This window comes from Roseivirga spongicola (assembly GCF_034376045.1).
Taxonomy (GTDB): Bacteria; Bacteroidota; Bacteroidia; order Cytophagales; family Cyclobacteriaceae; genus Roseivirga; species Roseivirga spongicola.
Window position 1 is genome coordinate 4,036,573 of sequence record NZ_CP139724.1, and the last position, 12,024, is coordinate 4,048,596.

The following is a 12,024-nucleotide window of genomic DNA, read 5'->3' on the forward strand; positions in this document are numbered from 1 at the left end:
CACATACCTAATTTTCTTATACATAAGAAAATTAGGTATACTTGTATATGTCTTCAAGTAAATTGCTAAAGGGAAGCTTAGCCACTATTGTTCTTCGACTATTAGAAGAGCAAGAAAAGATGTATGGCTATGAAATCACCCAAAAAGTAAAGCAGCTCACTGCTGGTGAATTTAAACTTACCGAAGGAGCCCTCTACCCCACTCTCCATAAGTTAGAAGCAGAAGGCTACCTAACCACAGAAACTCAGCAGGTTGATGGCCGAGTTCGCAAATACTACTCCCTAACCAAAGAAGGCAATGCCGAGGCTAAAGCAAAAGTCTCTGAACTAGAAGATTTTCTAGTAAACCTACAAAAAGTGTTGAACCCTAAACTTGGATTGGGATGAGTATGAATCAACATGATATTATTGGCAAATACCTTCAAGCCATTGGTGTAATGACGAGGGAATTCTTCTATGAAATGGAAGATCATATTTTATCATCATTTGAAAACAGAAAAGATAAGACTCAAACCCTTCAGGAGCATATTCGGGATGAAGTCCAACCCAGTTTTGGCGGAGTTAAGAAGATACTTTCTATTGAAAAAACTCAGATGAATGCGCGCAGGAAGCTCATCTGGAAGCGTTTCTTTCAAATATTAATGAGCTACCTTTTGGGCTGGCCTAACATGATTATAACAGCTGGTGTATCTGGAGTGGTTTACATCTCAAGTCTTTACATCAATAATTCTAAGCTTTTTGGGATATCTCTTGCCCTATGGTTCATTCTCGTTTTTGTATTTATGTCTAGAATTCTCTGGTATTCTTATCAATGCAAGACAAAGAAAAAATACTATAAAACCTCGCAAGTATATTCAGTTTTAGGCAACGACATGTCCCTATTCATTTCTATCCCAAATGTTGTTTTTCAGCTTTTCACATTATCTGGCGGATCGGAATTACTTATGAAATGGGTCAATTCTCCTATTTTAACTATTCCAGGAACAGTGCTACTGATCCTGTTCTTCATTAGCAGTCAGAAACTCTACAAAGAAGAATTTAGGTTGCAAATTCAAGCATTGAACTAATGGAAAGCCTTTTAACTACTCACAATCAGATTACCCCGAGAGAAGCTTACCATATCCAAGAGTTTCTTCTTCTTCATAAGTTCAACACAGAAGAGCTTTACGAGGAAATGTTCGATCACATAGCAACTAGCTTTGAGGAGAATACTAACTATGAAATTAGCATTGTTGATCATTTGAATGCCTTCTACCACCAGTGTGGTGGAGAAACGGGTTTGAGAAAAATTAGGAATAAAAAAGCGTATGCCTACAATTCTGCTCACAGAAGCCTTTTCTTGCAAGAGCTAAAGACATATTTCCGTTGGCCCATATTTATCTATTTACTAGCTGCTTTTGTCTCTATATATTGGCTCAATACCGTGTTTAACGAGAAAACAGTATCACTGATTTTCATACTCTTAAGTTTTGCTTCTGCCATAATAGTTCAGTCTTGTATAATTATAAGTTATAGAAAGTCTTGTAAGTCGCTCAACAAACCATATAAGCGTAGTTTAGCCAATACAACCTCACTGGCATGGGTCTTGAATCCAGTTTTACTAAGCAATTGTGTGAATCTACTCCGCGATGCATTTGGGGAGGATTACTATTATATCTACCTCCCCCTATCCGCCTTTCTAATCACATTTGTGGTTATATCTGAAATAGCCGCCATCAAGGTATCAATGATCAACAGTAAACTAAAGCCAGCACTATGAAACTAGCACAAGATCAAATAACTGAAATCAAGAAATTCATTCACTCCAGAGGCTTTACTCATATTGAAATAGAGATGGAGATTCTAGATCATGTGGCTTCTGCTGTTGAGGCTAAAATGGAGAAAAACCCAAATAAATCAATCTCTAAGGCTATCCATGAGGTTCACGCTGGCTTTGGGGTAATGGGCTTTTCTGTAATGGAAGATGAATTTAGAAAAAGCTTTTCAAAGCTCAGCAGAGATAAATTGGTAGATATAGTTTTCGATTACATTGCCAGTGTCAAAGCTTTAAGAACACTTGCAATCCTATTATTCTTCTACTTAATAGGCGATACGATTCTACCTTTTGAGAACGGTACTTATTACAAGATCTACTTTTACCTACTTGGAATGATTGAGGCTATTATTCTTTTACTAGCGTTATACTCTGGCACTAAAAAATGGAGAAAAAAGTCTTTTGTATTTTCCGTTTACGGAATGTATACTGCGTTTTCATTCACCTTATTTGGACAAGGCTTCGGAATTCTAACCGACATATTCTACCAAACAAATCGCCTAATTCCAGGCTTACTCTTTGCTATGTTCAGCACAATTACGGTTTTATATGCCATCATATTCTATGAAATGATGCAATGGGGATACCGATGGACTAATGAACGGTATTTGAAGTATGCTTAAAGCAAGAACATTTAACTGCTAGACTTCCTTAAAACAGCTGCCAACAAAACATTCGCCCCATTCTCCACATCTTTATCGTGAGAGAACTCTTCCACATTGTGACTAATGCCTCGTACACTTGGGATGAAAATCATGGTTGATGGACAAAAATGGGCCATCATCTGAGCATCATGCCCAGCACCACTTGACATTCTTTTATAAGTTAGCCCTAGAGACTGTGTAGCAATTTGCACACTGTCCGTCATACTAAGGGGAAAACGAACAGGACTAAACCGAACCAATTCCTCTCTTTCGAAATTCAATTCATCAGCCTCAACGGTCTCTTCTATATACTTATCAATTCGCTTTTGGGCTTTGCGAAGCAGTGCTTCATCGGTACTTCTTACATCTAAAGTAAATACAGCAGACTCTGGTACTATATTGATTGCATCTGGCGAGAGCTTAACCGACCCGACTGTAGTTAACACTTTACCTTCTTTCCTTCTGGTGTATTTACCTATGAATTGCTGAATTTTTGCAGCGGCAAAACCAGCATCTTTTCGGTAATAAACAGGCGTGGTTCCTGCGTGATTCGCCTCACCCAGAACTTTATACCGTGTCCAGTATATTCCCTGAACCTGCTCCACCACTCCAATATCAATTTGTTCTAGCTCTAAAACTGGTCCTTGCTCAATGTGCAGCTCATAAAATGCATCGAATTGAATGGCTCCAGGTTCCATTTCACCATCATATCCTATGGATTTCAGGCAACTCCCTACTGTTTCATTGGGATTGTCATAAGCAGGTGAGTTGAGAATATCGGAGAGGTCGGCCATACCAGCATGGACATGACTGCCCATCATGTCTGGTGCAAACCTCACTCCCTCTTCATTGGTAAAGTTCACCAACGCAAGAGGCTTCTCTGTCTCAATCTGATTGTCATTTAAGGTTTGAATGAGTTCCAAACCAGCAAGAACACCCAGTGCACCATCATACCTTCCTCCAGAATAGACAGTATCTAAATGTGAGCCAAAAGCAACTGGATTCCCCTCTCTTTTACCTTTGCGAATACCATTCATATTCCCCAACTGATCGATGTGAACTTGCAATCCAGCATCAATCATTTGGGCTTTTAATAAGTCGCGAGCTCGTTTATCTTCTTCAGATAGAGCAATACGCTCAACGCCAATACTGCCCATCTTCCCTATTTGCGCATAGCGATCAAGGTTTTCCAGTAAGCGTTGGGCGTTAATTTTCATAGAACTGTTTTATGTTCAGGGTTTAAGGTTTAAAGTCTATGTCCACCCCCTTCCCCCGCCAGCGGGGGACATTGAGCCACAGTTAATTGCGGTTTGCACGAATACCCTCCTTCGGAGGAGAACACATTAAACAATAACTTTAAACCTTAAACTAACTAACGGTAGAACCAGGGTTTACGTTTTCATTTGGCTGAATGAGTCTAAGGTTACCCTCAGCATCTTCGGCCATAAGAATCATTCCTTCTGAAACAGTACCCATCATTGGTCTTGGTGCCAAATTAGCCACAATGGTCACTTGCTTACCAATCATTTCTTCTGGAGAATAATGTTTAGCAATTCCACTCAAAATGGTTCTTTTATCAACTCCAGTATCTACTAAAAACTGAAGTAGTTTATTCGACTTTTCAACTTTCTTAGCTTCAAGGATAGTTCCTACCCTTAAATCGAGCTTCATAAAGTCATCAAATACGATAGTATCTTTCAATGGCGCTACTTCTATTTCCTTATTCTCCATCTCGTTCTGTTTCTTAGTATTTTCTAGTTTTTGTACTTGTTCTTCTATGGTTTTGTCTTCGATTTTATCGAAGAGCAACTGCGCTCTTTCTAATTGATGTCCGGCAGCTAAAAGCTCATCAGAACCTGCACTCGACCAATCGAGTTCACCAAGGTTCAAAAAGTCTCTAAGCTTATCTGTGCTGAAAGGAATAAATGGTTCAGCAACAATTGAAAGGTTGGCGACCAATTGTAAAGCAATATTCAGAATAGTCTTTACTCTTTCCTCATCTGTTTTGATCAGCTTCCAAGGCTCGGTGTCAGCTAAGTATTTGTTACCAATTCTAGCCAAGTCCATCATCTCAGCTAATGCCTCTCTGAAGCGATATCTTTCGATAGAATCGCCTACCTTTTTAGGCACCTGACCTAAAGCGTTAAGCACTTCTGAATCGATATCGAAAAGCTCTCCCCTCTCAGGCACTTTCCCTTCAAAATACTTGTGAGTCAACACCACAGCACGATTCACAAAGTTACCGAGGATGGCTACTAATTCGCTGTTATTTCTAGCCTGAAAGTCTTTCCAGGTAAAGTCATTGTCTTTGGTTTCCGGAGCATTAGCACAAAGCGCGTAACGCAATACATCTTGCTTGCCAGGAAGCTCCTCTAAATATTCGTGTAACCAAACAGCCCAGTTTCTTGAGGTTGAAATCTTGTCACTCTCAAGGTTCAAGAATTCATTGGCTGGTACATTATCAGGTAAAATATAATCACCATGAGCCTTTAGAATGGCTGGGAAGATAATGCAGTGGAACACGATATTATCCTTTCCGATAAAGTGAACCAGCTTGGTGTCCTTATCTTTCCAGTAAGGTTCCCAATCAATTCCCTTTTCCGTTGCCCATTCCTTAGTAGCCGAAATATAGCCAATTGGTGCATCGAACCACACGTAAAGGACTTTTCCTTCAGCTCCTTTTACTGGCACTTTTATACCCCAATCGAGATCACGAGTCATTGCTCTAGATTGTAAGCCTCCATCGATCCACGATTTACACTGTCCCCAAACATTCGACTTCCAGTCGCTCTTATGTCCTTCTACTATCCACTGGTTCAACCACTTTTCATAGTCTTGCAAAGGCAAATACCAGTGCTTGGTTTCCTTTAATACAGGAGGGTTTCCGGTAAGCGTAGACTTTGGGTTAATCAGGTCTGTTGGGTTTAATGACGAACCACAATTTTCGCACTGATCACCATATGCTGAAGGATGACTACACTTAGGACAAGTTCCAATAATGTATCTGTCGGCTAAAAACTGCTTAGCCTCTTCATCGTAATACTGCTCGCTTTGGCGTTCTTCGAATTTACCATCATCATAAAGGGTTTTGAAAAACTCCTGAGCTGTTTCATGATGAACCTGATTAGAGGTTCTTGAATAGATATCAAAAGAAATTCCCAACTGACCAAAACTGTCTTTGATCATGTTATGATACTTATCTACGATCTCTTGCGGGTTAATTCCTTCTTTTCTGGCACGCATGGTTATGGCCATTCCGTGCTCATCGGAACCACAAATGAATGCTACATCTTCTCCCTTAGAACGCAAATAGCGCACATAAATATCGGCTGGGACATATACACCCGCTAAGTGACCTATATGCACAGGTCCGTTGGCGTAAGGTAAAGCAGCCGTTACAGTATGTCTTTTGAAATCCGTTTTTGTCATGGCTGCAAAGATAGTTTTTAGATTGCTGAAGTCAGATTTTAAGTGCTCAATTTTGCCTCGATTTGTGAAGGAAGCAGTTCCTATTCTGGTAAAAGATGAAGCAACCAAATCATTTCGTATCCTGAGCGCAGTCGAAGGGTCTACAATAATTTGTAATTAAGCCGATCCCTCGTCCCGATGCCTCGAGACCTCGGGATGGAAACAATAAGCCCACGGTTGAGGCCGTGGGCTTATTGTTGTTTCTAAAGATTTGGAGATTTCCGCTCCCGATGGTTCGGGACGCGAGGATGACAGTTCTCACTCCTTCAGAGTCCCTCTTAGGAGACTCTGAGGGTGGTTTTACCTCTTGTTATTCATTTTATTTTTTCTTGCTCCCTGATAGATAGCATTAAAGATGAGCTTATAAGTACCTCTTGGTTGGCCTCTGAACTGTGGCTTAAAACCAAATAAAACAAGGTTTCCGCCTCCATACTGAGCGTTCAGCATAGCCGAAGTTCCAGCAAGATGTTCGTCTTCGCCCATGGCCCAACCACTCATTAGTAAATCTTTATCGGCATAACGAGCTACCTCTGTGATTCCCTGAGCACCAGATTCAACCTCAAATGCTCCGCTATTATCAAAAGAAGCCGCTACTTCATCCATCATTCCGAAAGCCAGTGGGTTAGATGTATCTATCTTGGTTCTAATTAATGAACCAGGAATAAAGAACTCAGAGCTATTGAGATCTGATAGCACATTTTTGACTGGTAGATTAAACTGGTTGATAGCGAAATCAGTAGAGCCATCGAAGAAGATAATTGAACCGCCACTCTTAGCATAGGTATCCAATGCAGCTACGCCTTCTTCTCCTATTCCTCCTACAAATTTTTCAGGGGCTCTTCTCGCGCTATTTCCTTCTAAAATTCCTCGCTCGCTTTGATCTGGGAAAATAATAGCACTGTACTGAGAGAGGTTTCCACTTTGGATGTCTTCATTATGAAGGGTGTCTAAATCGAAATCGAATTGTTCTAGCATCCAGCGTGTCCAACCTTCATCCATATTTGCCTGCCAAGACTTGTAAATACCTACTTTTACAGGGTTCAACTCAGCTAGTTCGGCCGAAGGCTTACTTCTTAAACCAGTAAAGTTTAGACCTAATTCTTTGCTTAGGTTTTCAACCTCTGAGTCTAATCCTCGCTTGCTTCTCACTATGATAGAACCTGCCTTAACATCGCCTTCATCTGAGCCCAGAACACTTACCGTGTAACCCGCTTTTTGAAGCTTATTCACTGCCTTAGCACTCAAGTTATCTCTATTAGAAAAAGCATATCCATATCTTCCTGTTCCACTAACTGTACCTGGCGTAGGCTTCAGCTTTTCAGTTATTTCTTCTGCCTGTGCATTGAATGAAGCGGTAATTCTATCTACCTGAACTCCCATTTGCATTGGAAGTGTCCAACCAGCTAAATCGTATGGAGGCATTGGCGGGCCACCTGGGTATCTAAACTGATCTGGATAAACTTGCTTCTCCATAAGATCGGCCAGAAAAGGCCTGAAGGCTTGTGCTCCATAAAAAATAATTGAACCAGCCTCGTAATTCTTTCCATTTGCAGTGAAGTCGGAAGTAGCTTTATGCGCCTCTACCCCACCTTGCATCATAATATTGGTAAGGTTCATGGCCTCACTCGGATTCCATTGCCCCTTAGGTATTACATAGGCAAATGCACCCGTTTTGTCTTCAATAGCATCTCTACCCATGCTGTAGATGTTATAAAGAAACTCATCTTTCTTATCTGCAGCTAAATCAAGAATTGCTATTGACGATTCTAGCATATATTCAATGGCCGATCGGAAATGTAGTGTCCCACCTTTCCATGGGTATGGATAGAAAATCTCGGTTGAGTTTGCTTGCTTTCCTCCTACAAACTCAGGCATTTTTTCTGGGTCATATTCTGTTGGTGTTGGAGAAGGCTGCGCTGTTTCGGTCAAAATACCAATCTGATTATGGTAGTATGGAGCAGTTCTCATTCCACCATTCCAAAACATACTGTATGATGTGGTAGCAATAGCCCCAGGCATCTTCTTCATGGCAAAACGGTTTGCCATTGCAGTACCCACCAAATTCACACCTGTAGTTACTCCTGGATGAATTTTCTGGTTAACAGGGCTTCTGAATGGAGGAATGAATATCATGGCCCAACGTGGAGCAGTTTGGTGATGGTTATGTACAATTTGAGGATACCACTCATCATACAATACCTTAGTAATGGCCTGAGTCTCTACCATGTTATTCATAAACCAGTCACGATTATTGTCGTGACCAACGTATTTCTGATAAAGCACAGGAGGGCTAGAAGTCTCGTAAGGTGTACCCAAATTCTTTCTATACCAATCAGCCACTATATCTAATCCATCGGGGTTAATAACGGGCGCTACTAGGGTAATAACATTTTCCCTTATCTTTTGCATTTCTTCCGACTCCTCAGAAGCCACTCTCCACATGAGTTCAGCGGTCATCTGAGCAGGAGCCCTTTCAGTAGCATGCATTCCACCATCAAACCAAACAATAGCCTTTCCATCTTTCGACAATCTTCTTGCTTCAGCTTCGGAAATTTCAGCCCTAGAAAGCTTTTCACTAATTTCTCTCCACTTTTCAAGCTGAGCCATGTTTTCTTCACTAGAAATAAAGAAAAGCTTCATTGATTTGCCCATAGAAGACTTTCCAATCTCTATCATCTGAACACGATCTGTAGAAGCCGCTAGCTTGTTATAGTACTCTAACATTTGACTGTAGTCTGCCAGCTTGTAATCTGCTCCAACTTCATGTCCAAATGTTTCTCTCGGATGAGGAATTTGCGCCTGAGCAATAGCAGACGCTCCAGCCATAATAGCCAGAAACATAGTTAATAGTCTTTTCATATCAGGTTTAAGATTTCCTTGAATATAACAGGTTATACTAGACATGCCTGCCACTTATTGGGCAACCACCAAATTTTTGAAATGAATGGGAAATTATTGGTATAGACAGTTTTACAGGTACTACTAGAGAGAATTTGACCATAAGATTTGCTAAAAGAGTGATAGCACCTGATATTCAATGGAATTTTGAAACGCGCAACATGAAAAAATCATTAAAAACCATCACTTTTACACTTGCCTTAATGAGTGCCTCTGCATTTGCAGGATGGCACGGTAATGAGTTATTCGATAAAGATATCTCTAGTCAAATTATCAGCCGGGCTGAAGCTGATCACAGCTCAGAAGAATGGGGAGAGTTTATTGTTTACACACCAGAAAATGGCACTAATACTTACGGCACAAAGAATATGCTTACTGCTATGGCTGAAATAAAACCAGGTCAACAAATACACCCTCCTCATCAACACACTGCAGAAGAATTCATCTACATATTAGAAGGAACTGGTATTTGGAGCATGGAAGGACAAGAAATACCTTTAAAAGCAGGTGATGTAATGTATGCTGAACCTTGGGACTGGCACGGCTTAAAAAATACCGGAGAAACTACACTGAAATTCTTTGTAGTAAAATGGGATAGTAAAGGGGTTAAAATGCCTAAACAGAAATAACCCCTCCATTATTTTTAAAGGATAATGATTAATAAGAGAATAACGATAATAGCACCGGTAGAGATGAACAATCCACCAGATCTGTGTCGGTGCTCATCTCTTTCTCTAATATCCTTTCTCATATCTCTCAGCTCTTTTCTCAATGCCTTTTTCTCATCGCGAGTAAGCTCAGATTTATCCATTTCTTTAATTTCCATTATTCTGGCCTCAATAGCCATTACTTCTTCTTTAGTATATGGTTGCACTTCACCTTTAACATCGGCTCCATCATTAGGGTCTGTTGCTGATACTGCAGGCAGTGCGAGAAGAAGAAAGATTAATACATAAACGATTTTTTTCATTTCTAAAAAAGTTAGGTTAATAAGAAATCAACCCGGAACACTTTCAAATGTTTAGACTTGTGACCAACTATTCTACCTCAATACAACCATCGCTACTAATGAGAGAATAAGAAGCTAAAGGTTTTGTCAGACACTCCACTCTAAGTTTAAACCTGAAAACCCCACCTCCACTAATTGATTTTATACACTTATATAAAGCCATTTTTAACTCTTCCATAATCTAACATCAAACCAGTTCTAGTTTGAATCCATCATCAGATAAACTAGATTCAAACATTCTTAAACATCTATGAAACTCACTACCTCTACCCTACTTATAGTTCTTCTATTTACGCTTTCCTGTCAGCCTAAGCGAGAGATCAAATTCCCAACCACCAACCTTGAAGAAGCTGCGGTTATTCCTAAGCCGCTAGAAGTATCAGCCTCAAGCAGCGGGTTTGCTCTAGACCAATACACCAAGCTCAGTGTGGTTTCGGAAGATGAAGCATTCGAAGATGTTGCTAACTATTTAAGCGATAAAATCAAAAGTAGAACAGGAGTTGACCTGAAAAACACCTCAAGAAACTATACCCAGCTAAGTATTCAACAGGCTGAAGGTTTCACCAATGAAGAAGGTTATGAGTTGGAGATAAGACAAGACTCTCTAATTCTAAAGGCTGGTACGGCCGCTGGTGCCTTCAGAGGAATTCAAACCATTCGACAGCTAATTCCTGAAGAAGCCAATAAAACCCTTACTGATTATCCTATATGGGTAATTCCTACAGGCACTATTAAAGATGAACCTCAGTTTGGTTTTAGAAGTACCATGCTAGATGTAGCCAGACATTTCTTTACCGTTGAGGACGTGAAGAAGTACATCGATATTCTGGCATATTATAAGTTGAATACTTTTCACATGCACTTGACCGATGACCAAGGATGGCGAATTGAAATTAAGTCTTGGCCGAAGCTGACTGAAGTAGGCAGCACAACGGGCGTTGGTGGTGGACCTGGTGGTTTCTACACTCAGGAAGACTATAAGGAGATTGTTGCTTATGCGGCTGAAAGATACATCACCGTGATTCCTGAAGTGGATATGCCAGGGCATACCAATTCGGCTTCGCTGGCTTATCCTTTCCTCAATGGCAACGGAAAAGAAATCGAAATAGTGACCAGTATGGCAGTGGGTTACAGCACCTTCGACACGAGAAAAGATACGGTTTACGCCTTTATCGATGATGTGATTCGAGAGATAAGCGCCATGACTCCTGGCCCTTATTTTCATATTGGTGGCGATGAAAGCTTAGTGACTAAAGACGATGATTATGTTTATTTCATTGAAAAGGTTGAAAAGATAGTCAGCAAGTACGGTAAGAAGATGATAGGGTGGGACGAAGTAGCTACGGCTAACCTAGGCAGTGGAGCTGTTGCTCAATGGTGGAACAGTAAAAAGAATGCTGACTTGGCCATTAAGCTAAACATGAAGCTAATCCTCTCCCCTGCTAAAAAGGCTTATCTCGATATGAAGTATGATGACAATTCCGAGTTCGGTCTGCGCTGGGCTGGTTACATCCCGGTTGATACGGCTTACATATGGAATCCAGAATCGTACTTTCCAATGGAGAATGTTTTAGGGGTTGAAGCTCCACTTTGGTCGGAGACTATCCGCACTCTTGATGAGCTAGAGTACCTAGCCTTTCCAAGAGTGATTGGCTATGCCGAGCTAGGCTGGTCTACCCAGGAAAACCGTAATTGGGAAGACTATAAAAAGAGATTGGCTCACCATAGATTGTTTTTAGATGCAAATGGCGTGAATTATTATAAGAGTCCTGTGATTGAGATGGAGCATTGAGCCCCGAGGCCTCGGGATGGGTATTGAGTAGAGAGTATTGCGATGTGGGTAATGAGTATAGGGTAATAAGTATAGTGATCTTCGTATGGAGTATTGCGACAAACTCCTTTTAGGAGAATGAACTCCAAATCAAAAAATCCCCGATATGTACCCAATGATAGCAGCACTTGTGAACTGAACATTCTCCCAATTAAAGTCCTCCTTTTTGTTATAAACTCTACTCCTTCTTTGAAGGATAGTAATAGTTATACCAACTAACAGAAATGCAAAACCTATCAGAAATTCATAAATATCCATTTTACTTCTCACTCTGGTTCGCACGTGCTGTGCAGAGCCATTTTGATTAAGACTTGAAGTCTAAAGTAAGAAAGTACTCACCTGCGGTGAGTACTTGTTAATTA

The 12,024-nt window shown here is 40.6% G+C and carries 10 protein-coding genes; 6 read left to right on the top strand and 4 right to left on the bottom strand.

Translation table 11 applies throughout. From position 1 onward, the window contains the following. The first annotated feature begins 47 nt into the window (after positions 1–47). Genes T7867_RS17705 through T7867_RS17720 form a run of 4 tightly spaced genes read left to right on the top strand, consistent with a single transcriptional unit; the run spans position 48 to position 2,435 of the window. Entirely contained in the window at positions 48–386 is a 339-nt protein-coding gene (locus tag T7867_RS17705) for a PadR family transcriptional regulator (RefSeq protein ID WP_068221436.1), read from the top strand. Beyond that, positions 383–1,066, top strand: coding sequence for a hypothetical protein (locus tag T7867_RS17710; protein WP_185101263.1), 684 nt, complete (start codon positions 383–385; stop codon positions 1,064–1,066). Before T7867_RS17705 ends, T7867_RS17710 begins: the two co-directional genes overlap by 4 nt. Beyond that, positions 1,066–1,758, top strand: coding sequence for a hypothetical protein (locus T7867_RS17715; RefSeq protein WP_068221432.1), 693 nt, complete (start codon positions 1,066–1,068; stop codon positions 1,756–1,758). The genes T7867_RS17710 and T7867_RS17715 overlap by 1 nt, the downstream gene beginning before the upstream one ends. Then, complete coding sequence (locus tag T7867_RS17720; protein ID WP_068221430.1) at positions 1,755–2,435, top strand: hypothetical protein; 681 nt, start codon at positions 1,755–1,757, stop codon at positions 2,433–2,435. The genes T7867_RS17715 and T7867_RS17720 overlap by 4 nt, the downstream gene beginning before the upstream one ends. A gap of 11 nt (positions 2,436–2,446) precedes the next feature. Here the strand turns inward: T7867_RS17720 and T7867_RS17725 are convergent, their stop codons facing one another. The 3 genes from T7867_RS17725 to T7867_RS17735 all read right to left on the bottom strand — a co-directional run bounded on the left by T7867_RS17725 (position 2,447) and on the right by T7867_RS17735 (position 8,783). Continuing rightward, positions 2,447–3,673 carry a M20 family metallo-hydrolase gene (locus tag T7867_RS17725; RefSeq protein ID WP_068221428.1) on the bottom strand — a complete coding sequence of 409 codons (1,227 nt, stop codon included), beginning with the start codon at positions 3,671–3,673 and terminating at the stop codon, positions 2,447–2,449. Between the two features lie 151 nt (positions 3,674–3,824). Beyond that, entirely contained in the window at positions 3,825–5,885 is a 2,061-nt protein-coding gene (gene metG, locus T7867_RS17730) for a methionine--tRNA ligase (RefSeq protein ID WP_322299615.1), read from the bottom strand. A 339-nt stretch (positions 5,886–6,224) separates the two neighbouring features. Beyond that, on the bottom strand, positions 6,225–8,783 hold the full coding sequence (locus T7867_RS17735; protein ID WP_089082302.1) for a M14 family metallopeptidase: 2,559 nt from the start codon (positions 8,781–8,783) through the stop codon (positions 6,225–6,227). A 200-nt stretch (positions 8,784–8,983) separates the two neighbouring features. Here T7867_RS17735 and T7867_RS17740 point away from each other — a divergent pair, with 200 nt between their 5' ends. Beyond that, a complete protein-coding gene (locus T7867_RS17740; RefSeq protein ID WP_157717632.1) occupies positions 8,984–9,451 on the top strand; it encodes a cupin domain-containing protein in 468 nt (155 codons plus the stop codon). Positions 9,452–9,465: 14 nt separating this feature from the next. Here T7867_RS17740 and T7867_RS17745 read toward each other — a convergent pair whose 3' ends face one another. Next, positions 9,466–9,792 (bottom strand): hypothetical protein, encoded by a 327-nt coding sequence (locus T7867_RS17745; protein ID WP_068221423.1) that lies wholly within the window; start codon positions 9,790–9,792, stop codon positions 9,466–9,468. A 289-nt stretch (positions 9,793–10,081) separates the two neighbouring features. Here T7867_RS17745 and T7867_RS17750 point away from each other — a divergent pair, with 289 nt between their 5' ends. Beyond that, on the top strand, positions 10,082–11,623 hold the full coding sequence (locus tag T7867_RS17750) for a beta-N-acetylhexosaminidase (protein ID WP_068221422.1): 1,542 nt from the start codon (positions 10,082–10,084) through the stop codon (positions 11,621–11,623). Positions 11,624–12,024: the final 401 nt, after the last annotated feature.